This window comes from Janthinobacterium sp. 1L-D-8-B-C4, from assembly GCF_057291295.1.
This window is the reverse complement of sequence record NZ_JBXAVX010000001.1, coordinates 398,629-422,665: the sequence shown is the minus strand read 5'-3', so window position 1 is coordinate 422,665 and position 24,037 is coordinate 398,629. Positions and strand designations below refer to the sequence as shown.

27 protein-coding genes are annotated in these 24,037 nt (G+C 62.8%); 11 read left to right on the top strand and 16 right to left on the bottom strand.

The genetic code is table 11. The annotated features are described in order from the left end of the window. Position 1 precedes the first annotated feature (1 nt). The 3 genes from AC0Z42_RS01970 to AC0Z42_RS01960 all read right to left on the bottom strand — a co-directional run bounded on the left by AC0Z42_RS01970 (position 2) and on the right by AC0Z42_RS01960 (position 3,638). A complete protein-coding gene (locus tag AC0Z42_RS01970; protein WP_485466546.1) occupies positions 2-2,464 on the bottom strand; it encodes a penicillin-binding protein 1A in 2,463 nt (820 codons plus the stop codon). A gap of 103 nt (positions 2,465-2,567) precedes the next feature. Beyond that, a complete protein-coding gene (blaOXA, locus tag AC0Z42_RS01965) occupies positions 2,568-3,380 on the bottom strand; it encodes a class D beta-lactamase (protein ID WP_485466545.1) in 813 nt (270 codons plus the stop codon). Between the two features lie 75 nt (positions 3,381-3,455). Continuing rightward, positions 3,456-3,638, bottom strand: a complete 183-nt coding sequence (locus AC0Z42_RS01960) for a hypothetical protein (protein ID WP_485466544.1) — start codon at positions 3,636-3,638, stop codon at positions 3,456-3,458. 88 nt (positions 3,639-3,726) lie between these two features. On the opposite strand from AC0Z42_RS01960, the gene AC0Z42_RS01955 reads away from it, so the two are divergent. Then, positions 3,727-4,083 carry a VOC family protein gene (locus AC0Z42_RS01955; RefSeq protein WP_485466543.1) on the top strand — a complete coding sequence of 119 codons (357 nt, stop codon included), beginning with the start codon at positions 3,727-3,729 and terminating at the stop codon, positions 4,081-4,083. 1 nt (position 4,084) lies between these two features. On the opposite strand, the gene alkB is transcribed toward AC0Z42_RS01955, so the two are convergent. Then, on the bottom strand, positions 4,085-4,747 hold the full coding sequence (gene alkB, locus AC0Z42_RS01950; RefSeq protein WP_485466542.1) for a DNA oxidative demethylase AlkB: 663 nt from the start codon (positions 4,745-4,747) through the stop codon (positions 4,085-4,087). Positions 4,748-4,834: 87 nt separating this feature from the next. Here alkB and AC0Z42_RS01945 point away from each other — a divergent pair, with 87 nt between their 5' ends. Continuing rightward, complete coding sequence (locus tag AC0Z42_RS01945) at positions 4,835-5,311, top strand: heme-degrading domain-containing protein (protein WP_485466541.1); 477 nt, start codon at positions 4,835-4,837, stop codon at positions 5,309-5,311. On the opposite strand, the gene AC0Z42_RS01940 is transcribed toward AC0Z42_RS01945, so the two are convergent. From AC0Z42_RS01940 to AC0Z42_RS01905, 8 genes are all read right to left on the bottom strand, one after another. Next, on the bottom strand, positions 5,312-5,752 hold the full coding sequence (locus AC0Z42_RS01940) for a hypothetical protein (protein WP_485466540.1): 441 nt from the start codon (positions 5,750-5,752) through the stop codon (positions 5,312-5,314). 20 nt (positions 5,753-5,772) lie between these two features. Next, positions 5,773-6,318 carry a GNAT family N-acetyltransferase gene (locus tag AC0Z42_RS01935; protein WP_485466539.1) on the bottom strand — a complete coding sequence of 182 codons (546 nt, stop codon included), beginning with the start codon at positions 6,316-6,318 and terminating at the stop codon, positions 5,773-5,775. 4 nt (positions 6,319-6,322) lie between these two features. After that, on the bottom strand, positions 6,323-6,790 hold the full coding sequence (locus tag AC0Z42_RS01930) for a hypothetical protein (RefSeq protein ID WP_485466538.1): 468 nt from the start codon (positions 6,788-6,790) through the stop codon (positions 6,323-6,325). Between the two features lie 121 nt (positions 6,791-6,911). Next, positions 6,912-7,631 carry a hypothetical protein gene (locus AC0Z42_RS01925; protein WP_485466537.1) on the bottom strand — a complete coding sequence of 240 codons (720 nt, stop codon included), beginning with the start codon at positions 7,629-7,631 and terminating at the stop codon, positions 6,912-6,914. A gap of 111 nt (positions 7,632-7,742) precedes the next feature. After that, the gene (locus tag AC0Z42_RS01920; RefSeq protein WP_485466536.1) at positions 7,743-8,132 is read right to left on the bottom strand and encodes a hypothetical protein; all 390 of its coding nucleotides are present in this window, start codon (positions 8,130-8,132) and stop codon (positions 7,743-7,745) included. 142 nt (positions 8,133-8,274) lie between these two features. Continuing rightward, positions 8,275-8,496, bottom strand: coding sequence for a hypothetical protein (locus AC0Z42_RS01915; protein WP_485466535.1), 222 nt, complete (start codon positions 8,494-8,496; stop codon positions 8,275-8,277). A 68-nt stretch (positions 8,497-8,564) separates the two neighbouring features. Next, positions 8,565-9,308 carry an SDR family NAD(P)-dependent oxidoreductase gene (locus AC0Z42_RS01910; protein WP_485466534.1) on the bottom strand — a complete coding sequence of 248 codons (744 nt, stop codon included), beginning with the start codon at positions 9,306-9,308 and terminating at the stop codon, positions 8,565-8,567. Then, entirely contained in the window at positions 9,301-10,002 is a 702-nt protein-coding gene (locus AC0Z42_RS01905; protein ID WP_485466533.1) for a GntR family transcriptional regulator, read from the bottom strand. The genes AC0Z42_RS01910 and AC0Z42_RS01905 overlap by 8 nt, the downstream gene beginning before the upstream one ends. A gap of 111 nt (positions 10,003-10,113) precedes the next feature. Here AC0Z42_RS01905 and AC0Z42_RS01900 point away from each other — a divergent pair, with 111 nt between their 5' ends. Both AC0Z42_RS01900 and AC0Z42_RS01895 read left to right on the top strand, forming a co-directional pair. After that, a complete protein-coding gene (locus tag AC0Z42_RS01900) occupies positions 10,114-10,557 on the top strand; it encodes an acyl-CoA thioesterase (protein ID WP_485466532.1) in 444 nt (147 codons plus the stop codon). A 111-nt stretch (positions 10,558-10,668) separates the two neighbouring features. Then, positions 10,669-12,033 carry an amino acid permease gene (locus AC0Z42_RS01895; RefSeq protein ID WP_485466531.1) on the top strand — a complete coding sequence of 455 codons (1,365 nt, stop codon included), beginning with the start codon at positions 10,669-10,671 and terminating at the stop codon, positions 12,031-12,033. Positions 12,034-12,046: 13 nt separating this feature from the next. Here AC0Z42_RS01895 and AC0Z42_RS01890 read toward each other — a convergent pair whose 3' ends face one another. Then, positions 12,047-13,615, bottom strand: coding sequence for a hypothetical protein (locus AC0Z42_RS01890; RefSeq protein ID WP_485466530.1), 1,569 nt, complete (start codon positions 13,613-13,615; stop codon positions 12,047-12,049). Between the two features lie 488 nt (positions 13,616-14,103). Here AC0Z42_RS01890 and AC0Z42_RS01885 point away from each other — a divergent pair, with 488 nt between their 5' ends. The 3 genes from AC0Z42_RS01885 to AC0Z42_RS01875 all read left to right on the top strand — a co-directional run bounded on the left by AC0Z42_RS01885 (position 14,104) and on the right by AC0Z42_RS01875 (position 16,554). Continuing rightward, positions 14,104-14,817: a phage tail protein gene (locus AC0Z42_RS01885; RefSeq protein WP_485466529.1), complete on the top strand. Its 714-nt coding sequence runs from the start codon at positions 14,104-14,106 to the stop codon at positions 14,815-14,817. 215 nt (positions 14,818-15,032) lie between these two features. Then, positions 15,033-15,728, top strand: coding sequence for a phage tail protein (locus AC0Z42_RS01880; protein WP_485466528.1), 696 nt, complete (start codon positions 15,033-15,035; stop codon positions 15,726-15,728). A 112-nt stretch (positions 15,729-15,840) separates the two neighbouring features. After that, entirely contained in the window at positions 15,841-16,554 is a 714-nt protein-coding gene (locus AC0Z42_RS01875) for a phage tail protein (protein WP_485466527.1), read from the top strand. A 3-nt stretch (positions 16,555-16,557) separates the two neighbouring features. Here AC0Z42_RS01875 and AC0Z42_RS01870 read toward each other — a convergent pair whose 3' ends face one another. Both AC0Z42_RS01870 and AC0Z42_RS01865 read right to left on the bottom strand, forming a co-directional pair. Further along, a complete protein-coding gene (locus tag AC0Z42_RS01870) occupies positions 16,558-17,541 on the bottom strand; it encodes an SAM-dependent methyltransferase (protein WP_485466526.1) in 984 nt (327 codons plus the stop codon). Next, positions 17,538-17,849: a DUF6916 family protein gene (locus tag AC0Z42_RS01865; RefSeq protein ID WP_485466525.1), complete on the bottom strand. Its 312-nt coding sequence runs from the start codon at positions 17,847-17,849 to the stop codon at positions 17,538-17,540. Before AC0Z42_RS01865 ends, AC0Z42_RS01870 begins: the two co-directional genes overlap by 4 nt. Before the next feature lie 95 nt (positions 17,850-17,944). Between AC0Z42_RS01865 and AC0Z42_RS01860 the strand changes: the two genes are divergently transcribed. The 4 genes from AC0Z42_RS01860 to AC0Z42_RS01845 all read left to right on the top strand — a co-directional run bounded on the left by AC0Z42_RS01860 (position 17,945) and on the right by AC0Z42_RS01845 (position 21,545). Further along, on the top strand, positions 17,945-18,436 hold the full coding sequence (locus AC0Z42_RS01860; protein WP_485466524.1) for a GNAT family N-acetyltransferase: 492 nt from the start codon (positions 17,945-17,947) through the stop codon (positions 18,434-18,436). Next, positions 18,433-19,146 (top strand): aspartyl/asparaginyl beta-hydroxylase domain-containing protein, encoded by a 714-nt coding sequence (locus AC0Z42_RS01855; RefSeq protein ID WP_485466523.1) that lies wholly within the window; start codon positions 18,433-18,435, stop codon positions 19,144-19,146. Before AC0Z42_RS01860 ends, AC0Z42_RS01855 begins: the two co-directional genes overlap by 4 nt. Then, a complete protein-coding gene (locus tag AC0Z42_RS01850; RefSeq protein WP_485466522.1) occupies positions 19,143-20,183 on the top strand; it encodes a hypothetical protein in 1,041 nt (346 codons plus the stop codon). The genes AC0Z42_RS01855 and AC0Z42_RS01850 overlap by 4 nt, the downstream gene beginning before the upstream one ends. A gap of 66 nt (positions 20,184-20,249) precedes the next feature. Beyond that, entirely contained in the window at positions 20,250-21,545 is a 1,296-nt protein-coding gene (locus tag AC0Z42_RS01845; RefSeq protein WP_485466521.1) for a diguanylate cyclase domain-containing protein, read from the top strand. 80 nt (positions 21,546-21,625) lie between these two features. Here AC0Z42_RS01845 and AC0Z42_RS01840 read toward each other — a convergent pair whose 3' ends face one another. After that, complete coding sequence (locus AC0Z42_RS01840; protein ID WP_485466520.1) at positions 21,626-23,857, bottom strand: NADP-dependent isocitrate dehydrogenase; 2,232 nt, start codon at positions 23,855-23,857, stop codon at positions 21,626-21,628. Between the last annotated feature and the right edge of the window lie 180 nt (positions 23,858-24,037).

Here is a 24,037-nt window from a genome sequence, read left to right as displayed (position 1 = left end):
CTCAGCCTTGCGGTGGCGGCGGCAAGGCCGGTGTCGGCAATGGCGCCGGGACCGGCACCGGGACCGGGGACTCCTGCGGCACCGCGCGGCCATTCGATTCCTGGCCACCACTTTCCTCGGCCGGCATGGCAAGCGGCGCGGGCGGCGCGCCTTCCTGCTGCATGTCGCCGCCCTCTTCCACCGGCTCGCCTTCGGGCTCCATCGCTTCGATGCGGCGCGGTGGCGGCGGCGGCTTGCCGCCGGCGAAGATGGCGTCGCGCGCCAGCTTGCCCGTGTCGAGCGCCGTCTTGAAGAAGTCGCCCACCACCAGCACGGCGTTGTGGCCGCCCTGGCCCCAGTAGTTGCTGCGCATGGTAACGCGCGCGTCGTTGAAGCCCACCCAGGCGCCGCCGACCAGTTGCGGGTGCATCAGGATGAACCAGCCGTCGGCATTGTTCTGCGTGGTGCCGCTCTTGCCGGCCACGTCGGAGCGGATGCCGAAGCGGTTGCGGATGGCCGTGCCCGTGCCGCGGTCGATCACGCCGCGCATCATGTCGGTCAGCGTATCGGCCGACTCGGCCTTCATTGCCTGCACCGGTTTGTCTTCGCCGAAACGCGCAATCAATTTGCCGTCGCGGTCGGTGATATGCGTGACCACATATGGCTTGCGCGCCTGGCCCTGGGCCGCGATGCTGGCGTAGGCGTTGACCATTTCCAGCAAGGTGACCGGGCTGGTGCCCAGCGCCAGCGACGGCACGGAAGCGAGCTTGCTGTCACGCACGCCCAGCGCACGCGCCAGCTTGATAATCGGCGGCAGGCCGACGTCCTGCATCACTTGCGCGGTAATCGTGTTCTTGGAGTACACCAGGCCCTCGCGCATGGTCATCTCGCGCCCGGTGCTGCCGCCCATGTCGGTCGGGCGCCATTTGGTGCCGTCGGCGGCCTTGATGTCCATCACTGCATCGCGGTAGACATGTTCCGGGCTCAGGCCTTTTTCCAGCGCCGCGCCGTACACGATAGGCTTGAAGGTGGAACCGGGCTGGCGCGCGGCCTGGGCCACATGGTCGAACTGCTCGCGTGCGAAGTCGCGGCTGCCGACCCAGGCGCGCAAGGCGCCGGTGGCCGGGTCCATCGCCACGAAACCGGCCTGCAACCGCGTTTTGGACTTGCGCAAGGCGGCAATAAAGGCGCGGTCGCCCTTCAATTGCGCCAGCGCATCTTCGGCGGTGCCGCCGGCCGCCACCAGCTTGCGGTAGTCGGCGGTTTCCCTGACGAAGGCGTCGACCAGGGCCGGATGCGACTTCCAGAAATAATCGAACGGCACACTACCCGACTGCATCGAGGCGTACATGCCGGTCGAGGTCGACGACGGCACGCCGGCGCGGCTCCATTCCACGTCGGCAATCGCCTGCAAGGCATTGGCCTGGCGTTCGACGGCGCGCTCGGCCGCCTGCTGCAGGTCACTGTCGAGCGTGGTGTGGACCACCAGGCCATCGAGTTCCAGGTTGTAGTCGTTTTCGTCGGCCCAGTCGATCAGCCATTTGCGCACATAGGCCGTGAAGTGGCTGTCGGTCTGCGCGCGTTCGCTCTGGCGCTCGAAGTGCAGGCGCAGCGGGCGCTTGACCAGTTGCCTGTAGCGCTTCTCGTCGATCACCTCGTGCTTGCGCATCTGGCCCAGCACCACGTTGCGGCGCTGCAGCGAGCGCTCCGGGTTGCCGACCGGATTGTAGTAATTCGTGCCCTTGAGCATGCCGACCAGGGTTGCGCTTTCGAGGATATCGAGGCGCGCGGCCGGCTTGTCGAAATACGTGCGGGCCGCCATTTCGATGCCGAAGGTGTTGTACAGAAAAGGCACGGTGTTCAGGTAGGCTTCGAGGATTTCCGTCTTGCTGTAGGTGGCCTCGATTTTCAGGGCCGTGACCAGTTCCTTGAGCTTGCGGTTCAGGCTGCGCGAGCGCCCTATTTCGGCCGGGAACATATTGCGCGCCAGTTGCTGGGTAATGGTCGAGCCGCCTTGCGGGTCGCCACTGAGGCTATGCACGATGGCGCCGGCCAGGCGCTTGAAATCGACGCCATGATGCTGGTAAAAACGGTGGTCTTCGGTGGCGATCAGCGCGCTGACCACATTGGGCGAAATCTGCTGCAAGGTGACGCGCTCCTGCAAGCCCTGGTCGAAGCGGGCCAGTTCCTCGCCGCCAGCAGCCACCATGGTGCTGGGTGCGGCCGAGCGGGCCTGGCGCAGGTCGTGGATGCTGGGCGTCAACGGTATCAGCAGCAGCAGATAAGCGACCAGCAGCGTGAGCAAGGTGAGAAACGACCATAGCGCCATCACTGCGGCGCGCCGCCCCGGCGGCAAGCTCATCAGGTGGGCATGGCCGCGCCGGTACAGGGCCGCCAGGCGTGCTCCACCATGCCGACCCAGGCGTGCGGCACTATCCTTGCCGCGCGCCGTCCATTGCCTTGCCTTTGCCCGTAACTGCTCCATGCTTGACGCCATGCCTTACCCTTGTTTGTTGCCGGATGATCCGTTTCGGCAAGTATATAGAACGCAGGCGTAGCTTGGCGGAAATTACAGCAGGCGTGAACGCCTAAGGCAGCTTGGCCAGCATCGCCGGCAGCTCCTTGACCATGGCCTCGCGCGTGCGCAGGCCGGCCGACTGCTGGCCGGCCTGTTCGTCCTGCACCAGCCGCGCAAACACATAGGTGCGCTCGCCCTTGCTGGCCCAGCCGACAAACCAGCCGTAGCCATGCGCTTCATCGAAGCTGCCGTCGCGCTTGCGCGGAAAGGCCGCGCCCGTCTTGCCGTGCAACTGCCAGCCATCAGGCAGGTCGGCCAGGCGCGTCAGGTGGGCCGTCTGGTCCATCGCCTGGCGGCTGACAGGCAGTTGATGGTTGACCAGTTTACGCAGGAAGCCCAGTTGCTCCAGTGGCGAAATTTTCAGCGAGGAACTGATCCAGGAACGCTCAAGGCTGTTGTCCTTGCCGGGGTCACCCGACACATCGGCATTGCCGTAGCCCAGCGCCCGCGCGTACTTCTGAAAGCGCACCGTGCCGAGCGCCTGCGTGATCTGCTGCGAATACCAGACCACGGAATACTGCATCCAGCGCGCAGGATCGGTCTCCTGGCGCCAGGCATCGCCGCCCCAGTCCACATAGCCCTGCTTGTACGGCAGGCGCGGCGCGTGCTGGTCCTTGAGGAAGCCGGCGTCGTAGCCCATCAGGCTGAGTGCGATCTTGAAGGTCGATGCAGGCGTGACCCGGTCGACGCAATTGCCCTCTTGCAGCACCACCGTGCCGGACACGGCATCGGCGATGGCGGTGCAGATGGTGGCGGCCTGGGCCGCCGGGGACACGCTGAACGCCAGCGGTAAAAGTAGAATCAGGGCAGAGCGAAATTTCATGGGCCTCCGGGTTGCGTGCAGATGGCAAAGCAAAATTGTAACCACCTGCGGCGGTACTTGCCAGTGCCCGGCGCTTTAGCCTCGCTCTTCTTTTCCGTCTGCCGGCGAGCGCTGTGGTTTCATGCGCTCTTCCTCGAGTTCACCCATGCCCATTTTTTCTTCGTCAAGCAAATCATGTTCGCGCCGTTCGCGCTCCACGTCCGCCTCCACTTCGTACTCCACCTCGTCCAGGTCGGATTCGCCGTTCTTGTGCGCCATGATGATTCTCCTTTGCTTGCATGAAAACCAGTGTAGGCTAGAATTGCATGATTGCCGCGCTTTTTTGACGACTGAAAGCGAGTCCCCCATGACCATCTTGAACGCCATCGCCAGCCTTGCCGTCAGCGATCTGCCAGCCTCTTCCTTGTGGTATGCCCGCCTGCTGGGCAAGAAAGCGGCATCGCAGCCCATGCCTGACGTAGCAGAATGGAAATTTGACCGGGGCGGCTGGCTGCAGCTGTACCAGCAGCCGGACCGTGCCGGCGGTGGCTCGGTGACCCTGGCCGTGGACGATATCGAGGCACTGGCGACGCATTTGCAACAGGTCGGCGTGGCGCATGGCGCGCTCAGCTCCACGCCGCAGGTACGCATCATCATGCTGACCGATCCGGACGGCAACCATATCGCGTTTGCCCAGGCGCTCGACAGCTCGATGGCCCGCTAGACTACAGGGCTTTGCGGAAAGTCAGGTTGATGCGCTGCGCGCCCAGCAGCGCGTGCTGCCCGTCCTTCAAGGGTGCCACGCCGTGAAAGCGCAGGCGGTCTTCGCCGCCCCATACCACTACATCGCCATGCAACAAGGCAATGCGCGCGGCGCGGTCGGCGCGCAGTGCGCCGCCGAACAGGAAGGTGGCGGGCAGGCCCAGCGAGACCGAGACGATGGGCGCGGTGAAGTCGCACTCGTCCTTGTCCTGGTGCAGCGCCATGCGCGCGCCGGGCACGTAGCAGTTGACCAGGCAGGCATCGGGCGCAAAGCTGGGGTAGCCAGCGGCCTCGGCTGCGTCCTGCGCCAGCTGCAAAAATACGCGCGGCATCGCCGGCCACGGTGCGCTGCTGGCCGGATCCTGACGCACATAGCGGTAGCCGCGCGCATCGGTGACCCAGCCCAGCTGACCACAATTGCTCATCGCCACCGACATGCGCAAGCCGCCCGGCGTGGCCATATGGCGCAGCGGCGCCGCCTGCACGATGGCATCAAGAGCAGATAGCAATTGCCCGACCCTGGGCAAGGCAAAACCGCGCAGCAGCACGGACGCGGTGCTGCCAGGCACCAGTGGTACCGGGCCGCTGGCTGGGTAATCGTCGTCGGCAAACAGGGACAGGTTCATGCCTTATTCTAGCGCGCCGTGAAAAAAGCCGTGGCGTCGGTTACAGTAGCGTTTCCGACCACTCAACAGCACCTTACCTGGATCACTATGATGGATCATTACGCCGATTTGCTCAACACCCTGGCACAGCAGGAAGAAACCCTGCAATTCGACCGCTTCGACAACGACACCGCGCTGGCCGTCGGCCTGTGGATCGTCGAGGAAGTGCGCAAGCGTGGCAAAGCCGTCACCGTCAATATCACGCGCAACGGCCAGGTGCTGTTCCACTACGCCATGAGCGGCGCCACCATCGACCAGGCCGACTGGATACGGCGCAAGAACAACACGGTGCAGCGCTTTGCGCGCAGCTCGTACGCGATGGGCATTACCTACAAAAACAAGGGCGCCACATTCGAAGAGGTGGCTTACCTGGACACCCTGGAATATGCCGGCCATGGCGGCGCATTCCCCTTGCTGATCCGCGGCGTGGGCATGATCGGCACGATTACCGTGTCGGGCCTGGCGCAGGCCGATGACCATGCGCTGGTGGTGGCGGCCTTGCAGGCGCAGCTGGACGCGCACTGATCAGGATGCCGGAGCGGCGCGCGACAGTGCTGCCAATGCCTTTTGCGCGCGATGTGCGCGCAACAGCATCGAACCACTCAGCAATGCGATCAGCAACAAGATTGCAAGCAAGATAATGGCGAACGGTTGGTACAACGAGCTGAACAAGCCGCAGGCAAGCATGAAGCAAACCAGCAGTTGAAACACATGGCCGCCTCTTGACGGCGACACCACCTCGCCAGTCGTGTGATTGAACCAGCCCTGCAGCGAGCTCCAGTCCCCTTCCTTCTCCAGAATCGCAGTGACTTGCATGCCAGCCTCGATCGCAGGCTTGCCTGGCAGTTCCAGCCCGTAATACCGCTTGTTGCCGGAAGCAAAACCAAACTCCGTCCTGGGGCCAGGCTTGCCCCAGCGGTAGGCGACGCTGAAAACACGGTCTATGGTGACAGTTGCTGGGTACAAGTGAAGGCTCCGGCTGGCGCTCAGGATGGGTTGATCAGCGAGGTCAGCACATGGTCGGCCCAGTGCCCGTTGATTTTCAGGTAGCGCCTGGCCAAGCCTTCCCTTTCAAATCCCAGCCGCTGCAGCAAGGCCTCGCTCCTGACGTTGGCGGGCTGGTAATTTGCCATGATGCGGTGCAGCCCGATGGACTGGAAGATGTGGGCAATCGCCGCTTGCAGCGCTTCGGCCATATAACCGTTGCCTTGATGCTCTTCAGATAGTGAAAAACCAAGATGGCAGGCCTGGAACGGACCAAGCACGATATTCGTGAAACTGCACAGGCCGATCAGTTCCGCGCTGCCCTGCCTTGCCAGCAACCAGTGCACTGCGCTGCCGCCAGCCATATGCTCGCGCATCTGGCGCAGTTGCAATTCGACATCTTCGATAGTGTAGAACGACGCGGCACGCAGCGGCTCCCAGAGGGCCAGGTGCATCCGGTTCGACTGACGGTAATGCAACAGAGCAGGCCCGTCATCGGCAGCGGGCCGTGCCAGTACCAGCCGCTGCGTGCTTATCCGCTCTGTCATGCGCTTACTTCGGCCTGGTCGACAAGGCCACGATCGCTACACCCGCCGCCACGATCAGCGCATCTTCGATCAGTCCGCTACGCGTCTGGCCGATGCGCGCCATGGCCTGCTTGCGGCCGGCCAGGGTCAGGTAGGCCAGCGGCACGGCGGTGGCGACCGCGACCGCTGCACCAGCCTTTTCACGGCCCTCGGGCGCCAGCGCCGCACCAGCTATGCCGGCGCTCATCACGCGCGCCAGCAAGCCCAGGAACACGGTGCGGTCGGGCGCCGTCTTCATCTTGTCGCCATACAGTTCGCCGGCGCCCATCAGCAGCGCGCCGGCCTTGAATACGGGACGGTCGAGCAGGACCAGCTGGCCCGTGGTGTGGCGCCCGGCAAGGCGTGCGGCGGCGATGGTGGCCATCGGCGTCATCGAGCGGGCGCTGGCGACAGCGCCAATCAGGATCGAGGAAAGCAGGCTGCGAATATTCATCTGGTTGACTCCTGTACAGGTGGTAGGTTTGGAACGACAGTCGCCAGAAGCGGCCTCGTCATACAAGATTGTTATTGTAGTCAGGCCTCGATTTGGTGTCGCCAGCTACGCCAAGCCAGCATTATTTTGCCACTCTGAGTGTCCTGGAGAGCGCAATATGATCCCAATCCAGGCTCACCAGTGCGATGCCGTGGCCGGTATCGGCCACCAGTCCCAATCTGCCGGTATTCGTGTCGGGAGAAGGAAAATAGCTGACGCCCCTGATGGGCTGGCGCGAACGCAGCAACTCGATCGGCTCGCTGTAGCCACCACTGCGCCGAATGAACGCTGCCACCAGCCAGGTCTCGCCAGCTTGCCACACGCCAACGCGCAGTACCGGCCTGTCGCCGGGCGTGCTGGTAGTATCAACATCGTAGGCCATGATAAAGCGCGCCTGCTTGATCTCCGGATGGTCGGTGGCACGCTGCCCATCCCGGTACGCCGTCAACCCTGCGGGGTCGGTGGCATGCACCAGGCGGCCGTCCAGCTGGACGGTGAAGACAGCGCTATCGCTGAACACAAGCTGGCTCATGCGAAATGCCTGGAGGTCGTGTGCGCATGGACCTTCGAGCAAAGTGACGCGGGCCAGCAGGAATCTCTTCGCCTGATCCGTGGCAACGGTGATCGACAGGTCGGCCAACGACTGCCCGGTCTCCACCAGTGTCAAGCCGCTTGCACGTTCGGCGGTGGCGGCGCAATCGACGGACTTTGCAGCCACCTGCGATTGCGCAATTGCCGGACAGCAGGCAAGAGACAACATGCCGGCTGCCGCCGACAGCGTCTGCACATAAATACGCTTCATTTGAAAACACCATCCCATGACCATCGTTCCATCCTATTTTAACCAGGCTGCAGAGCGGGCCATGGTATCCGTCCAAAGGGCGTGAACCTCATCATTAACGCAAATATCGTTTCATGCATTCTCTCGAAGAATGAAGCGGCTGGCCTTGCTGTTCCAGCATTTGCCATGTCCCTGCAGGAAAAGCAGTTGTCCATATTCGTCCATGGTCGATTCACGCTTGCTCAAGCGTAACCACTCCGAATAGAAGGCATCAAACTCTTCCTGCGTAAATACCGGCAACAAATCGGTGGAATAGTCGAAGATGGCCGAAAAGTCAGCAGCCGGCGACAACAATACGGGGGATGGCGGTCTGATGCCCAGCAAACCCAGCAGCAGCTCAAGCTCCTCATCATCAGCCAACACGACGTCAAATAATTCTGGCGAAGCGCCCATCAATGTATCGATTGAAGTCGTCGCCAACATGGCTGATTTTTCAGACGATGCAAATACGTAGTGCTGCATTTCTTTCTCCTTTGTTCTTGCGCCAGCGCTACCAACCGAACCTACAGGCAAGCCGGCGCCCACAGACAGCCAGGGATGATCGCTGAGGCAAAGTACGCGATGCAAGACCACACGGCGACAGCGGCCATCCGCAGCACTTTCGTCATCCACGAACGCGGGAAGTAGCTGCCGCCAGCACCGCCAGGACCAGCGCCAGATAGGGAACAACGGTGTCAACCTGCCGCGTCAGAGGCCAATGCAATTGATACTGCCAGTACATCAGCACAATTTTGGCGACAGGAACGGATAGCGCGGCAAACGCCAGCGCGGCAAGGTCGGCATGTCGATGGATGTTGCTGATATTGCTGCTATTGCTGCTATACATGGTGCCTCCTGCATGCCCAGTGTAGCGCATGACTTGCCAGGATGGCAATGAAGGCCCGTTGTGATTTTCTAGATCCGCTGCCCGCCATCGATGGGAATCTCGGCGCCGGTAATATACGAGGCGCGTTCGCTGCACAAAAACTCCACCAGGTCGGCCACTTCGGCCGTGGTGCCCAGGCGACGCAGCGGGATCTGGGTGTCAACGATATGCGAGGTGCCTGGCGACAAAATGGCCGTATCGATTTCGCCGGGCGCAATCGCGTTGACGCGCACCTTCATCGGTGCCATGTCGTTGGCCATTTCGCGCGTCAAGGACGCCAGCGCCGCCTTCGAACTGGCGTAGGCCGAACCGGCGAACGGATGCACGCGGTAGCCGGCGATCGAGCACAGGTTGACCACCGAGCCGGCCGCGTTCGACAGTTCCTGGGCAAAGCCGCGCGTCAGCGCCAGCGGCGCGAAAAAGTTGGTGTTATACATTTCCTGCCAGGTCTGCAGGTCGGTGGTCAGCGAATTGACGCGCGCGCCGCCCGGCCCTTTCGGCGACACGCCTGCATTGTTGACCAGCGCATGCAGTTTGCCGCCGACCAGCATCGGGCGCAGCATGTCAACCATCTGGCCAATCTGGCCGAGGTCCGACAAGTCCATGCAAAAATGCGTATTGTGTTCCTGGCTGCGCGGGCAGCCGAGCGGTATCGGGCTGCGCGAGACCGTGATCACGCGCCAGCCCAGGCTGCGGAAACGCTCGGCGACGGCGTGGCCGATGCCCCGGCTGGCGCCGGTGACGATGGCGGTTTTCTGTTCGGTGCTATTCATCTTGCTCCTTTTCATCTGCCAAGCCTGGCTGTTCCATCTGCCGTACATACGCCAGCAACTGCGCGCCACCGTCGAGGATGTCGCGCTGTATCGCCTGCCGGGCGGCATCTTCGTCGCGCGCATGCAGGGCGTCGAGGATGGCGCGGTGATGCCCTACGCGCATGGTGGGCGTAAATGCCGCGTACCCGGCGGCGATCAGTGGCGCGATCTGCATCCACAGATGGTCGACAAAGCGTTTCAAGGTCGGCATGGCAGACGCCTGCGCCAGCCCCAGGTGGAAGGCCTGGTTGCACTGCAGGGCACCGGCCAGGTCCTGGCGCGCGATCGCTGCTTCGTTGTCCTGCAACAGCTGTTCCAGCTGCGCCAGGCTGGCGGCGTCGATATTTCGCGCCGCCATCGCCGCGCCCAATCCTTCGAGTTCCACCCGCAGGGCGCGGATTTCCAGGTAGCGTTTTTCGCTCAGCATGGGCACCCGAAAGTCGCGCGGTGAACGCAGCACCAGCGCTTCTTCCTGCACCAGCTGCAGCATGGCGTCGCGCACCGGGGTGACGCTGGTACCCAGCTGCATTGCCAGTTCGCGAATGCGCAACCGGTCATTGGGCCGGAAGCGCCCCGCTGCCAGCGCCTCGCGCAGGCGCGCATGCGCCGATTTGCCCAGGTTGGCGTGCGCCAGTGGATCGAGCTGAAAAGCCATGCCATCCCTCATTCAAATCATGATGCATCATACATCAATCGCAAAAAACAAGCTCAATCATGCGTGCGCAAGGCTACAATACCGGCCACCATCACTCGCACAAGGACTGTCGTGAACTGGGATTATCCGCAGCCTCACCTGGTTGCCGTCACGCCGCAAGCCGGCGATATCGACGGCCTGCAGCACACCAATAATGCTGTTTACGTGCGCTGGTGCGAACACGCTGCCTGGCAGCATTCAAAGGCGCTGGGACTGGACCTGGAAGACTACCGCCGGCTGGACCGGGCCATGGCAATCCGCCGCAGCGAATACGACTACCTGCTGCCCACCCGCGAAGGCGAAGCCTTGAGCCTGGCCACCTGGCTGTGCGCCAGCGATGGCCGCTCCAGCATGGAGCGGTCCTTCCAGCTGGTGCGCGCCAGCGACGGCGCCACCGTGGTGCGCGCTCGTTGGGAACTGGTCTGCATTGAACTGACCAGCGGGCGGGCGCGCCGCCTGCCTCCCGAGTTCCTGGCCGTCTACGAGCCGGCCATCGCCGGCGCCAGGCCCGCCTGAACGCGGTGTGGCTGGCCTGCCCGCAATGCAACATGCTTTTCCCTGCTGTTCATGCGTTTCATGCATTAGAATCACTGGCCTTGGCCACCCATGAAAACAGGATAAAACAAGATGACGGCAGTCAGCGGTACTGAAACAACGGAACTCAAGCGCGGCCTGAAAAGCCGCCATATCCAGCTGATCGCCTTGGGTGGCGCGATCGGCACCGGCCTGTTCCTGGGCATCGCGCAAACCATCAAGATGGCGGGGCCGTCAGTGCTGCTCGGCTACGGCATTGCCGGCGTGATCGCCTTTCTGATCATGCGCCAGCTGGGCGAGATGGTGGTCGATGAACCGGTGGCCGGCTCCTTCAGCTATTTTGCCGATAAATACTGCGGCCACCTGCCCGGCTTTTTGTCGGGCTGGAATTACTGGGTGCTGTATGTGCTCGTCAGCATGGCCGAACTGACGGCCGTCGGCATCTATGTGCAGTACTGGTGGCCGGACGTGCCGACCTGGGTCTCGGCGCTGGTGTTCTTTTGCGTGATCAATGCCATCAGCCTGCTCAACGTCAAGGCGTTTGGCGAAATGGAATTCTGGTTCGCGCTGATCAAGGTGGTGGCCATCATCGGCATGATCGTGTTCGGCGCTTACTTGCTGGCCTCCGGCGACGCCGGGCCGCAGGCCTCGGTGGCCAATTTGTGGCAGCACGGCGGCTTTTTCCCGAACGGCTGGCAGGGGCTGGTCATGGCGATGGCCGTGATCATGTTCTCGTTTGGCGGGCTGGAACTGGTCGGCATCACGGCGGCCGAAGCGGACGACCCTGGCACCACCATTCCGCGCGCCACCAACCAGGCCATCTACCGCATCCTGATCTTTTACATCGGCGCGCTGGGCATTTTATTGTCGCTGTATCCTTGGCAGAACGTGGTCACCGGCGGCAGCCCGTTCGTGCTGATTTTCCATGCGCTCGACAGCAACCTGGTGGCCACGGCGTTGAACGTGGTGGTGCTGACAGCCGCCCTCTCGGTCTATAACAGCGGCGTGTACTGCAACACGCGCATGCTGTTCGGCCTGGCGAAACAGGGCAATGCGCCGCGCGCGCTGCTGCATCTGAACCGCCGCGGCGTGCCGCTGGTCGCGCTGGGCGTATCGGCGCTGGCCACCGGCATCTGCGTGGTGGTCAATTATTTCATGCCGGGCGAAGCGTTCGAAGTGCTGATGGGACTGGTGGTCTCGGCCCTGATCATCAACTGGGCCATGATCAGCTGGATCCACCTGCGCTTTCGCGCGCAGAAGAAAATCGAGGGCAAGACCACCGCGTTCCAAAGCCTGGGCTACCCGCTGACCAACTACCTGTGCCTGGCGTTTTTGGCCGGCATCCTGGTGATCATGTTTCTCACGCCGGGGCTGCGCATTTCCGTCTACCTGATTCCCGTCTGGCTGGGCGTGCTTGGCATCGGCTACGCAATCAGGCAAAGCCGCGCAAAGGGCTGACTCAACTGCCCGCTTAACGCCCCGCTGTCGCCGTCAGGAACACATCGTCGTTCAGCGCCGACAGCATCTGCGTGCGCTGCTGCGTCTTTTGTTCCGCGTTCAGGTTCGTCTGGCCAGCCTGGTACGGCGCCAAGGCTGCCAACAGGTCGCGCGCCAGCGAGTGTACGCTCGGGTTGGAGAGATCGGACTTGAGCTTGCCCATTTCATAGCGCTCGATGCGCGTGGACTGGCTGGACGACTGCTCCAGGCTGGCCTTGGCGAGCTTGCCGTCCTGGTAGGCGATGCTGGCCAGGCTGCTGGCCGTGTCGTCGATCTGGTGGTAGGTGTAGTTCTGCGATTCGGCGTCACCGGTCAGGCGCAGCGAAGTACCGGCCACCAGCGGCATATGGAAGCTGGCGCTCAGCGCGCTGGTCTGCTTCTGCGCAATCGAACGGTCATCGTAGCTGCGCCCGCCCAGGCTGGTGCTCTGCCCCACTTCATAGTTGAACGCGTCCTGCTCGGACAGGCGCATCGGATTGTCCATCTTCGGCGTTTGCGACACGGACGCGAAAAAATCGGCCAGGCCGGTCAGCATGGCCTTGTCCTGCGCCGCCAGCTGCCATTTGCCTGGCGTGGCGCCACCGGTGGAAAGCTGGGCTGCATCGCCGACGGTACTGTGCAGGGCGCCGAAGGTTTCCTTGAACATGGTCATCAGCGCGCCGTCGGCGTGGCCGCGCGTGGCTGCCTGGTCGAACTGGCTCATGTAGCTTTTCAGGGCGCGCGCCTGCTGCTCGGCGCTGCCCAGGCTGGCCAGCTTGCTGGCGTCCACCTTCACGTCGACGCTGCCGGCCGCGCCGCTGAACGCCACCTTGCGCTGCGTGGCGTCGGCCTGGAATGACAAGGTCTGCACGCTGGGCGGTTCGGTGTTCAGGCCCACCTGCGCGCGCAGGTCAAGCGAGGCCAGCTGTTTGCTGTCGAACTGCATCAGGCCGGTCAGCTTGAGCTGCGGCGGATCCTGCGCCATGCCGTCGATCGCTTCCTGGAAGGCTTTCGACAACTGGCCCAGCGCCCGCGTTTCGTCGTCGGTCAAGTCACCGCTGGCCGTCATCTGCACGGCCAGCGCGTCGCCATCGCTGTCGAGCGAAAGCTTGACCTCGACCCCGCTTTTGGTGGTGATGCCGAGGCTGAACTTGTCGTCGCCCATGCCATGCAAGGCGCCCGACACGCCACCGGCGATGCTGGCATAGGTCGCGGCCGGCGCGCCGCCCGGGGCTCGCTGCGCCGTTTGCGACAACTGCGTCACGCCACCCTTCAATTGGTCAAGCAGCGCCGCGCCCAGCCCGTTGAACCGACCGGCCGCGCCTTGCGCCGAAAAATTTTTCGCCATCTGGTCGCTGACGGCGTCGCGTGAGGTGCGTTCCCACTGCAGCGGTGCGGCAGCTGTCGGCGTGGCGCCCTGGCCGGCGGTGACGCCAAGCGCGACGATGCTCGACGGCGAGGTCGCGGGCATGGCGGCAGCCTCTGCACGGCTGGCAGTGTTGGTGGTGGTGCCGCCGCGGATGGGGTTGGCATTCCAACTTGCGATGGAAGAAACAGTAGTCATGGCCTTCATACCTTGCTGAACGCGGTCGTGTGCATGGGCAAAACTGATAACTTTCAGTTTTTGATAATTATTTACCGCCAGGCACGCCGACGCATGCAAGGCAGACACAGCTATAACGGCAGGCCGGGTCGAAACATGAGGCCGCCGCACGGCATTCCATGATTATGCCCGGCTTTGCACAAGCAGTTGCCATCGAAGTAATTGCATTTTTTTCAATAATAATATGGCAGCGATAATTAATAGATATTTTTAAAATTTTGAATTAATATATCCACTCCATGCCGCGCCGCGTGATCGGCAGCGAGATACTGCCGTATTCCCGATTCGAAAGGAAGAACATGCAAGCCCATGCCGCCAGCATAATTCATGCGGATTTTTCTTTTCAAATCCAGGCAAGCTGATCCTTGCACGCAGAAGCCTCGGCATCGTCCCGGCTGCGTTGTCGCGCTGCCTGTCTTTTCATTCCCATCATCTGAAAGAGAACACGCATGGATCCGATTTTAGGTAGTGTCATGTTGTGCCCCTACACCTTTGCACCGCAGGGCTGGATGTTTTGCAACGGCCAGAGCCTCAGCATTCAAACCAATGTCGCGCTGTACGCACTGATCGGCATACAGTTTGGCGGCGATGGCCAGACCACCTTCAATCTGCCAGACCTGCGCGGCCGCATTCCGGTGGCGGTCAACAACACCGTCGCCGCCGACCGCATCGTCACCGCCCCGGTCAACGCGCAAGGCGCGCCGACCAGGCCAGGCGTGGTGGGCGACACCCTGGGCGCCAATGTACGCCTGGTCAGCAGCGGCGCTGCCAGCTTCACGCTGACGGTCGCCAACCTGCCGGCGCACACCCACGCCGCCACCGTGTCGAGCGGTTCGTCGTCGGTCGATGTCAGCCTGTCCGCCGCCCTCGATGAGGCCAATGACCCTGGGCCGACAGCCGGCGGCTACCTGGCCACGGCGGCATCGGCGGGCACTTCGGTGACCAATATGTACCTGCCCGCGCTGGGCACCAGCGGCAGCGTCACGCTGGCCAAGGCCAGCGCACAAGTGAGCTTCAATCCGGCCGTCACCAATGGCCCTACCGGCGATGGCCAGGCGGTTTCCACGCCGGTCACGCTGACAGCGCAGAGCGCGCCAACGCCGCCTTTCCTGGCGCTGCAATACATTATTGCCGTGGAGGGCGTTTTCCCACAACGTAACTGATAAAAACGTGCGGCATGCGGCGATTGATTATTATGGTTTACATATTTTGACCATGCAATGGCATATTGCATTTTTAAAAATAACACCGTAGTGCAAATTTCAGCATCATGTTTTTAAATTTGAATTAACATAGCCAGGCAGCACGCACTTTACCAAAGCCGGTCTGGCGAGCCTGGCCACATAATATCGAAGCTCTCATTTGAAAGGCAGCAAACATGGATGCATTTATGGGTACCATTCTTGGCGTAGGTTTTTCTTTTCCACCACGCGGCTGGATGTCGTGCAACGGCCAAATGTTGAGCATTAATACTTACTCCGCCCTGTATGCACTGCTCGGCACGCAATATGGCGGCGATGGCGTCAACACCTTTGCCTTGCCCGATTTGCGCGGCCGCGTGGCCGTCGGCCAGAATCAGGGCAACATGGCGGGCCGCATTCCGGGTAGCAATGGCGCCGCCGGCGGCACCGTGTCCAGCACGTTCATCGCGTCCGGCACCGGTACTGCCACCGCCACCCTGACCGTCGCCAACCTGCCGGCCCACAACCATCCGGCGACGTTTACGGCCGGCAGCGGCGGCTCGCCCATCACCGTCGACATCAATGTCAGCACCGCCGATGGCACGTCGGCAAATCCCCTGGCCGCCGGCTACCTGGCCGCCGGCGCTACCGATGGCACCAGCACGCCGTTCCTGTATGCCGCTGGCGGCACGCTGACCAAACTCAATTCCGCCACGGCAACAGTGTCTGGCGGCGGTGGCGGCGGGACGGTCACCGTTGGCAATACCGGCGGCGGCACGGCCGTGGTGGCACCGGTTACCGTGACCACCAACGGCAACGTGGCCATCGTGCCACCGTTTCAGACGATACAGTACATCATCTGCATCGACGGCATTTTCCCTAGCCGCAACTAAACCACGCAGCACGAACCGGGGCATGCAACGCGCGCCCCGGTTCCGCAGCGGTTGCATCTGTCGCATCAGTTCAGCTAACCATCTCACACACCATCACCTCACCGGAGACACTATGGATCCACTCATTGGCACCATCATGCTGGCGGCATTCCCTTTCGCACCGAAGGGCTGGATGTTTTGCAATGGCCAGATACTCAACGTCACCTCCAACACCGCGCTGTTTGCACTGCTGGGCACGCAATTCGGCGGCGACGGCAAGACCACGTTTGCGCTGCCAGACCTGCGCGGGCGCATTCCAGTGGCGCTGAACGACACGGTCGCGCCTGACCGGATCGTGACGGCGCCGGTCAATGCACAAGGCGCGCCCACGCGGGCATCGCAAAACGGCGACACCCTGGGCGCCAATGTGCGCCTGGTCAGCACCGGTCCCGCCAACATCACGCTGACGGTGGCCAACCTGCCGGCGCACACCCACGCCGCCACCGTGTCGAGCGGTTCGTCGACGGTTGACGTCAGCCTGTCCGCCGCCCTCGATGAAGCCAGCGATCCCGGGCCGACGGCCGGCGGCTACCTGGCCACGGCGGCATCGGCGGGTACTTCGGTGACCAATATGTACCTGCCCGCGCTGGGCGCCAGCGGCAGTGTCACGCTGGCCAAGGCCAGCGCGCAAGTGAGCTTCAATCCGGCCGTCACCAATGCCACTACCGGTAGCGGCCAGGCGATCACCACGCCGGTTACATTGACGGCGCAGAGCGCGCCGACGCCACCGTTCCTGGCGATGAATTACCTGATCGCGGTCAACGGCTACTTCCCTACCCGTAATTAAGAATCACCGCAGCACCTCGCACGCCAGGCCCGGCGTGCTGCCCAGCTGATAGGAAAAGGCCAGTGTTTCCGATCCCGTCAGCTGCGGCTTGCCGGGCAGGTGCAGCGGCAGATTCAGGCTGCAGTCATAGTCGTGCAACACGATCGCGCCATGCACCCGGATGCGCGTGAGCAGTTTCGGGCCGCTTCCCAGTTCCGCCGGCAGGCGGATGCTGGCGGCCGGCAGCGAACTGCCGCTTTGCCCTTGCCACGCCAGGATGCTGGCGGCATTCACTTCAAAGATGCGGCCCCAGTCGGCACACGGCTCGCCCATGGCGCGCCCCGGCAGGCCCAGGTGTACCGCGATGGCGGCAGGCACCAGTGCCGCTTGCGGCGCCTGCACCAGCAGATTGCGCATGATGGCCACCTGTGGTTCCTTGCCCAATGCGGTATTCATGGTTTCACTGACGATCACGTCAGGCATCGCGTCGGGCGCGATGCGCCAGGTGGCGGCGTCGGCGCAGACAAATGCCGCCACGTGCGCGCCATAACCGAGCTCTTCTATCAGCGCGCGCGCATAGTCGAGTGCTTCCTGGTGCACCTCGAGGATGGTGAAGCGCACCTGCAGCGGAGAAAAAATCGCCATCAGCGGCAAGGCCAGCAAGGCAAACGGGCCGCATCCCGCATACAGCACCGATACCGGCCGCCCGGCATCGAGGGCAGCGTTGATGGCTGCCGCCAGGCCCTGGATAAAGGCGGCGCTGCGCAGCGGTTCGCGTGCGCACAGCGCCGCTTGCACTGGTGAAATCGCCCAGCCGCTGGGCAAGGTGCTCTCGCCCTCGGTCATGCGGTCCGAGCCTGCCATCGACAGCTGCGAATGGCGCTCGACAAAGGCGCGCAGCTGCCCGGTTTCGCCGATCAGCGAAGCCAGTGGCCGCGCCGGATCGGCGATGGCGCGGGCGATCTGCGCCAGTTCCGCCTGCCAGGCATCGCGATCGGCGCCGCTCACGACAGCGATACCTGGTAGCACTGCTTGCCGATCTCGCTGGGATTGGCCGGCAAAGGCGCCGAGATCGGCCACAAGTACAGTTCCAGCCGGCCCAGTTGTGCATGATCGAGCGTGTAATTGCCGTCTGACAGCACCAGTTCGGCCGGGCCCGCGAAGATCATGCTGAGCGGGGTACGAAACTGCTCCGGCAAGCCGCGCCGCGGCAGTTCCTTCGCTTCGCTCAGGATCAAGGGAACCACGCCGGCCGCCGTATGGGCCATGAAGACGCTGTCGACCAGCGGAGAGACCAGTTCAAGAGTGATGTCCATAGGAGAAATCCTGTAAATGTGATTGCAAGACGACGTAAACATTGGCAGCATAGCAAATAGACAGCCATTTGAACCACCCCTTTTTTGGAGCGCCGGTGTATTCCTTACCCTCCCCTTTCAAATTGCGCGAGTTCGATGCCGACAGCGCAAGCGACCAGGCTTTCGTGCGCGTGCTGTACCGCAGCAGCCGCGGCGATTTGCTGCAGATGCAGGCCGAGGCCGACTTCATCGAACAGCTGATCGCCATGCAGCAGCGCATGCACGACCAGGGCTACCGCCAGTCCTATCCGCAGGCGCGCCACCTGATGATCGAACGCGGCGGCGCAGCCATCGGCCGGCTGATCGTCAACCCCGGCGAGCAGGCGCTGCGCGTGGTCGACATCACGCTGCTGCCGCAGGCGCAGGGCCAGGGCGCGGGCAGCGCCGTGCTGGCCGGCTTGCAGGCCCATGCCGCCGCGCAGCGGTGGAGCATCAGCCTGGGCGTCAATCACGCCAACCTGGCCGCGCGCCGCCTGTATGCGCGGCTGGGCTTTGTTGCCGAGAGCGAAGACCCGATCCAGCAACAATTGCGCTGGAGCGCGCCATGACGGCGCCCAGCACCCATCTGCGCCTGCCCATGCTCTTCGACGTGGCGCGCATGCAGCAGGAAATCGCCCGCTTCCTTGCCACCGACTGGCTGGCACATTTCAACACTGGCGCGTATGAAAACGGCTGGAGCGTGCTGCCGCTGCGTTCGGCTGGCGGCGATGCGCGCCATATCATGTCGCTTGACGACATCGCGTATGCCGACACGCCGCACCTGGCGCACTGCCCGTATCTGCGGCAGGTGATCGCCAGTTTCGACTGCGAGGTCGGCGCCGCGCGCCTGATGGCACTCGAAGCCGGCGCCGTGATCCGCGAGCACCGCGATGCCGGCACGGCGCTGGCCGACGGCGTCACGCGCATTCATATCCCGATCCATACCTCGCCGCAGGTGCTGTTCCGCATCGATGGCGTCAGCGTGCATTTCAGCGCCGGCCACGCCTGGTACATGGACGCCAGTTGCCGCCACGCGGTGGAAAACCGTGGCACGGCGCCACGTGTGCACCTGGTGATCGACTGCGTCACCAACGACTGGCTGGAACAGTTGTTCGCCGGCGCCGGCTTCGTGCCGAAAGCGCCGCCCAAGTATGGCGACGCCAGCATCAACGACGGCAATGTGCAGCACATCATCGCCAGCCTGCGCGCGACCGGCGCGCCGGCCGTGCTGGCCCAGGCCGAGCGGCTCGATGCAATTTACCGCGCGGGGGCGGCATGAACGCGCATAACGGCTTCGCAGTGCAGGAACGCCTGCTGACCAGGGGCCTGCAAGTCGACTGGCAACCGGGCATGGACCTGCGCAACTGGTATCCGCTCACCGCCACCCATCAGCATGGCGAAACCACGCTGGCCTGGCGCGACATGGCGGACATCGCGTTTACCGATTCCTTCTTTGAAAACACGCTGGCACGCCAGCACCGCGACGAACGCCGGGTCTGCCATGCGCCGCTGGCGGCGCTGGCGCAGTTCACGCAAGGCAATCACGTCACGGCGCCTGACGCCTTTATTTTCCACGTCTCGCGCTGCGGCTCGACCCTGCTGACGCAGTTGCTGGCGTCGCTGCCGCAATGCATCGTCATGTCCGAGCCGCCCATCATCGACTCGGTGCTGCGCCTGCACCATGACCAGCGAGCGCCCGGCACTACCATCGACCTGCTGCGCCAGGCCATCGGCGCCCTAGGCCAGCGCCGAACGGGGCAGGAAAAACACTTTGTCATCAAGTTCGACTGCTGGCACATCCACAGCCTGGAACTGCTGCAGGCAGCCTTCCCCGCGACGCCCTGCCTGTTCCTGTACCGCGAGCCGCAGGCGGTGCTGGCCTCGCACCAGCGCCAGCGCGGCCCGCAGATGGTGCCTGGCCTGATCCATCCCGCCCTGCTGCCCTTGCCGGCACACCAGATTGTCCCCGGCGACCTCGATGCCTATGCCGGCCTGGTGCTGGACAGTTTTTACACCGCCGCCCTGGCCCATGCGGCGGCCGGACGGATCGAACTGATCAATTACAAGCAGTTGCCCGGAATTGTCTTTTCGGACCTGCTGGCCAGACTGAAGATAAGCTGCACGCCGACGCAGCTCGACGCAATGCGGCAGCGCTCGCAGTTCCACTCCAAGTACACCGGCAATGCCTACGGTGGCGATGCGCGCCCGCCGCAGGCAGAGCGGCTGGCGCAGCTGGCCGCTCACATTGCGCCTGGCTACGAGGCGCTGGAACAGCAGCGCACGCATGCGCCAGCTGCTGGCGCTGTGAAAATGTAAATATTGAAATTATTTCCATAATGAACATTTTCTGTGCGGTGCTGAAATGTCCATTAGAATGCGCTGATGGAACCCCTCATTCGCGCCCCGATGGCCAGCTTTGCCGACCTGCTGTTAGATGCCGTTTGCATGGTCGACACGGACGGACGCTTCGTGTTTGTCAGCGCCGCCTGTGAACGCATCTTTGGCTACACCCAGCGCGAAATGATCGGCATGGTCATGCTCGACCTGGTTGCGCCGGCCGACCGCCAGCGCACCGTGGCGGCGGCGCGCGCCATCATGGACGGTCACGCCCAGGCGCATTTCGAGAACCGCTACATCCGCAAGGACGGCAGCCTGGCGCATATCATGTGGTCGGCCCGCTGGTCCGAGGCTGACCAGTTGCGGGTGGCGGTGGCGCGCGACATCACGGTATTGAAGCAGGCGCGGCAAAAACAGGCGGCGCTGTACGCGATTTCCGAAGCGGCCCACGCCTCCGAAGACCTGGCAACCCTGTTCCATCATATCCACCAGATCCTCGGCGAACTATTGCCGGCGGCCGGCTTGTACATGACCTTGCTGGACCAGCACGGCCAGCCGGAAGAATTTGCCTCGCGCGCCGATGAGCAGCAAACCGCCCCACCGTGCGACCTGGCGCGCCTGCTGGCCGGCGAGGTACTGGCCAGTGGCCTGCCTATGCTGCTCGGTTCCGGTCCTGGCCACGAACACTGGCTGGCCGTGCCGTTGACCACCGCGCGGCGCACCTTGGGCGCGCTGTTGCTGCATGGCGGCAGCGACACCGGCGCCTATACGGAACAGGACCAGGAACTGCTGCAGTTCGTTGCCAAGCAGATCGCCACCGTCATCGAACGCAAGCAACTGCATGCCCACATGCAATTCATGGCCATGCACGACGAACTGACCGGCCTGCCGAACCGCCGCCTGTTCCACGACCGCCTGCAAACTGCCTTTGCGCATGCCCAGCGCAAGCAGCAACGGCTGTCGCTGCTGTTCCTGGACCTCGACGGATTCAAACTGGTCAATGACGAACATGGCCATGCCTGCGGCGACCTGCTGCTGCAGGCGGTGGCCACGCGGCTCAGGCAGTGCCTGCGCGAGAGCGACACCCTGGCGCGCCTGGGCGGCGACGAATTCGTGGTACTGCTGGAAAACAGCATGCCTGGCAGCGGCGTGTTGCTGGTCGAGCAGAAAATCCATGCGGCGCTGGCGCTGGACTTTGCGCTCGATAACGGCTGCTGCCTGCGCATCGGCGCGAGCATCGGCAACGCGCACTATCCCGAACACGGCGACAGCACGCAGCTGCTGTTGCGCCATGCCGACCAGGCCATGTATGCGGCCAAGGCTCAGGTGACCAAGCCATAAAAAAACGCCGCCGGGATCACTCCCGGCGGCGTCGTGATGCGGCGCCTTTACTTTCTGCGCCACACGTTCTTGCTACGCTATCAGATGCTGCCCAGCACCGTGTTCAAGGTGGCGCTAGGACGCATCACGGCGTCGGTTTTTGCCGGATCAGGCATGTAGTAGCCGCCGATATCGGCCGCCGCGCCTTGCGCCGCCAGCAGTTCTTCGACGATCTTCGTCTCATTTTCGCTCAGGGCGGTGGCCACTGGCGTGAAATGGGCTTTCAGTTCGGCGTCGTCGTTCTGCGCAGCCAGTGCCTGGGCCCAGTACAGCGCCAGGTAGAAATGACTGCCGCGGTTGTCCAGCTCGCCCGTGCGTGGCGATGGCGACTTGTTGTTGTCGAGCAGCTTGCCGGTGGCTTCGTCCAGCGTCTTGGCCAAAATCTTGGCCTTGTCGTTGCCGGTCTTGATGCCCATGTCTTCCAGCGACACGGCCAGCGCCAGGAACTCGCCCAGCGAATCCCAGCGCAGGTGGTTTTCTTCGACCAGTTGCTTGACGTGTTTCGGTGCCGAACCGCCAGCGCCCGTTTCGTACATGCCGCCGCCGGCCATCAGCGGCACGATCGACAGCATCTTGGCCGAAGTGCCCAGTTCCAGGATCGGGAACAGGTCGGTCAGGTAGTCGCGCAGGATGTTGCCGGTCACCGAGATGGTGTCCAGGCCACGGGCCACGCGCTCGAGCGTGTAGCGCATGGCGCGCGTCTGCGACATGATCTGGATGTCCAGACCGCTCGTGTCGTGATCCTTCAGGTAGGTCTGCACCTTCTTGATGACTTCGTTCTCATGCGGACGGAAGGTATCGAGCCAGAACACGGCAGGCATGCCCGAGTTGCGCGCGCGGGTGACGGCCAGCTTGACCCAGTCACGGATCGGTGCGTCCTTGACCTGGCACATGCGCCAGATATCGCCTTCTTCCACGTTCTGCGACAGCAGCACTTCGCCGGTGGCGATGTCGGTAATGTTGGCCACGCCGGCTTCCGACACTTCGAACGTCTTGTCATGCGAGCCGTATTCTTCGGCTTGCTGCGCCATCAGGCCCACGTTCGGCACGGTGCCCATGGTCTTCGGATCGAAGTTGCCATGCCATTTGCAAAAACCAATCATTTCCTGGTAGATGCGTGCGAAAGTCGATTCCGGCATCACGGCCTTGACATCTTTCGGACGGCCATCGGCGCCCCACATCTTGCCGCCGATACGGATCATGGCTGGCATCGACGCGTCGACGATAATGTCGTTCGGCGAATGGAAGTTGGTAATGCCCTTGGCCGAATCGACCATCGCCAGTTCCGGACGGTTGGCGTGGCAGGCGTGCAGGTCCTTGAGGATCTCTTCTTTCTTCGACGCCGGCAGGGTTTCGATCTTGTCGTACAGATTGACCATGCCGTTGTTGACGTTCACGCCCAGTTCATCGAACAGCGCGGCGTGCTTTTCGAACGCATCCTTGTAGAAAATGCGCACGCAGTGGCCAAACACGATCGGGTGCGAGACCTTCATCATGGTTGCCTTGACGTGCAGCGAGAACATCACGCCGGTCTTGAACGCGTCGTCGATTTCCTTCTCGTAGAATTCCAGCAGCGCTTTCTTGCTCATGAACATGCTGTCGATGATTTCGCCGGCCAGCAGCGAGACCTTCGGTTTCAACACGATAGTCTTGCCGGAATTGGTGACCAGTTCCATCTTGACGTCGCGCGCGGCGGCAATCGTCAGCGATTTTTCGCCATGGTAGAAGTCGCCATGATGCATGTGCGACACGTGGGTGCGCGATGCCTGGCTCCACTCGCCCATCGAATGCGGGTGCTTGCGGGCGAATTCCTTCACCGCTTTTGGTGCGCGGCGGTCGGAGTTACCTTCGCGCAGCACCGGATTGACCGAGCTGCCGACGCATTTGCCGTAGCGCGCCTTGAGGGCCTTTTCTTCGTCGGTTTTTGCGTCTTCCGGATAGTCCGGCAGCTTGTAGCCGCGGCCTTGCAATTCACGGATGCACGATACCAGCTGGCCTACCGAAGCGCTGATGTTCGGCAGCTTGATGATGTTGGTGTCGGGGTTTTGCGTCAGGGCGCCCAGCTCGGCCAGGGTGTTCGGGACTTTCTGGTCGTCGGAGAGGTACTCGGGGAACTCAGCCAGCACGCGCGAGGCGACCGAAATATCACTGGCGACGACGTCGACGCCGGCCGGCGCAGTGAACTTCTTGATGATCGGCAGCAGGGAATACGTCGCCAGCATGGGCGCTTCATCGGTCAGCGTGTAGATGATCTTGGATTTTTGTGTTGCCATGTTCAGTCCCTTGTATGCGGTGATGCTTGGTGGTTAACTTTCTTCGTTCCAAACACAGGGTGGTTGACCTTGCTTTGGACGGCTAGTGTACCGGCGGTGACGCCGTGCTTGGCCCACCACGTATTTTAGACTGTCCTGCCGCCATTTGTGTACACGATGGCGCGGAATCTTATATAAGAC

What these genes read in the sequence shown, in the direction of transcription:
- AC0Z42_RS01970 (WP_485466546.1), bottom strand. Translation starts at nt 2,464, where the DNA reads ATGGAGCAGTTACGGGCAAAGGCAAGGCAATGGACGGCGCGCGGCAAG.
- blaOXA (WP_485466545.1), bottom strand. Translation starts at nt 3,380, where the DNA reads ATGAAATTTCGCTCTGCCCTGATTCTACTTTTACCGCTGGCGTTCAGC.
- AC0Z42_RS01960 (WP_485466544.1), bottom strand. Translation starts at nt 3,638, where the DNA reads ATGGCGCACAAGAACGGCGAATCCGACCTGGACGAGGTGGAGTACGAA.
- AC0Z42_RS01955 (WP_485466543.1), top strand. Translation starts at nt 3,727, where the DNA reads ATGACCATCTTGAACGCCATCGCCAGCCTTGCCGTCAGCGATCTGCCA.
- alkB (WP_485466542.1), bottom strand. Translation starts at nt 4,747, where the DNA reads ATGAACCTGTCCCTGTTTGCCGACGACGATTACCCAGCCAGCGGCCCG.
- AC0Z42_RS01945 (WP_485466541.1), top strand. Translation starts at nt 4,835, where the DNA reads ATGATGGATCATTACGCCGATTTGCTCAACACCCTGGCACAGCAGGAA.
- AC0Z42_RS01935 (WP_485466539.1), bottom strand. Translation starts at nt 6,318, where the DNA reads ATGACAGAGCGGATAAGCACGCAGCGGCTGGTACTGGCACGGCCCGCT.
- AC0Z42_RS01930 (WP_485466538.1), bottom strand. Translation starts at nt 6,790, where the DNA reads ATGAATATTCGCAGCCTGCTTTCCTCGATCCTGATTGGCGCTGTCGCC.
- AC0Z42_RS01925 (WP_485466537.1), bottom strand. Translation starts at nt 7,631, where the DNA reads ATGAAGCGTATTTATGTGCAGACGCTGTCGGCGGCAGCCGGCATGTTG.
- AC0Z42_RS01920 (WP_485466536.1), bottom strand. Translation starts at nt 8,132, where the DNA reads ATGCAGCACTACGTATTTGCATCGTCTGAAAAATCAGCCATGTTGGCG.
- AC0Z42_RS01915 (WP_485466535.1), bottom strand. Translation starts at nt 8,496, where the DNA reads ATGTATAGCAGCAATAGCAGCAATATCAGCAACATCCATCGACATGCC.
- AC0Z42_RS01910 (WP_485466534.1), bottom strand. Translation starts at nt 9,308, where the DNA reads ATGAATAGCACCGAACAGAAAACCGCCATCGTCACCGGCGCCAGCCGG.
- AC0Z42_RS01905 (WP_485466533.1), bottom strand. Translation starts at nt 10,002, where the DNA reads ATGGCTTTTCAGCTCGATCCACTGGCGCACGCCAACCTGGGCAAATCG.
- AC0Z42_RS01895 (WP_485466531.1), top strand. Translation starts at nt 10,669, where the DNA reads ATGACGGCAGTCAGCGGTACTGAAACAACGGAACTCAAGCGCGGCCTG.
- AC0Z42_RS01890 (WP_485466530.1), bottom strand. Translation starts at nt 13,615, where the DNA reads ATGACTACTGTTTCTTCCATCGCAAGTTGGAATGCCAACCCCATCCGC.
- AC0Z42_RS01885 (WP_485466529.1), top strand. Translation starts at nt 14,104, where the DNA reads ATGGATCCGATTTTAGGTAGTGTCATGTTGTGCCCCTACACCTTTGCA.
- AC0Z42_RS01880 (WP_485466528.1), top strand. Translation starts at nt 15,033, where the DNA reads ATGGATGCATTTATGGGTACCATTCTTGGCGTAGGTTTTTCTTTTCCA.
- AC0Z42_RS01875 (WP_485466527.1), top strand. Translation starts at nt 15,841, where the DNA reads ATGGATCCACTCATTGGCACCATCATGCTGGCGGCATTCCCTTTCGCA.
- AC0Z42_RS01865 (WP_485466525.1), bottom strand. Translation starts at nt 17,849, where the DNA reads ATGGACATCACTCTTGAACTGGTCTCTCCGCTGGTCGACAGCGTCTTC.
- AC0Z42_RS01855 (WP_485466523.1), top strand. Translation starts at nt 18,433, where the DNA reads ATGACGGCGCCCAGCACCCATCTGCGCCTGCCCATGCTCTTCGACGTG.
- AC0Z42_RS01850 (WP_485466522.1), top strand. Translation starts at nt 19,143, where the DNA reads ATGAACGCGCATAACGGCTTCGCAGTGCAGGAACGCCTGCTGACCAGG.
- AC0Z42_RS01845 (WP_485466521.1), top strand. Translation starts at nt 20,250, where the DNA reads ATGGAACCCCTCATTCGCGCCCCGATGGCCAGCTTTGCCGACCTGCTG.
- AC0Z42_RS01840 (WP_485466520.1), bottom strand. Translation starts at nt 23,857, where the DNA reads ATGGCAACACAAAAATCCAAGATCATCTACACGCTGACCGATGAAGCG.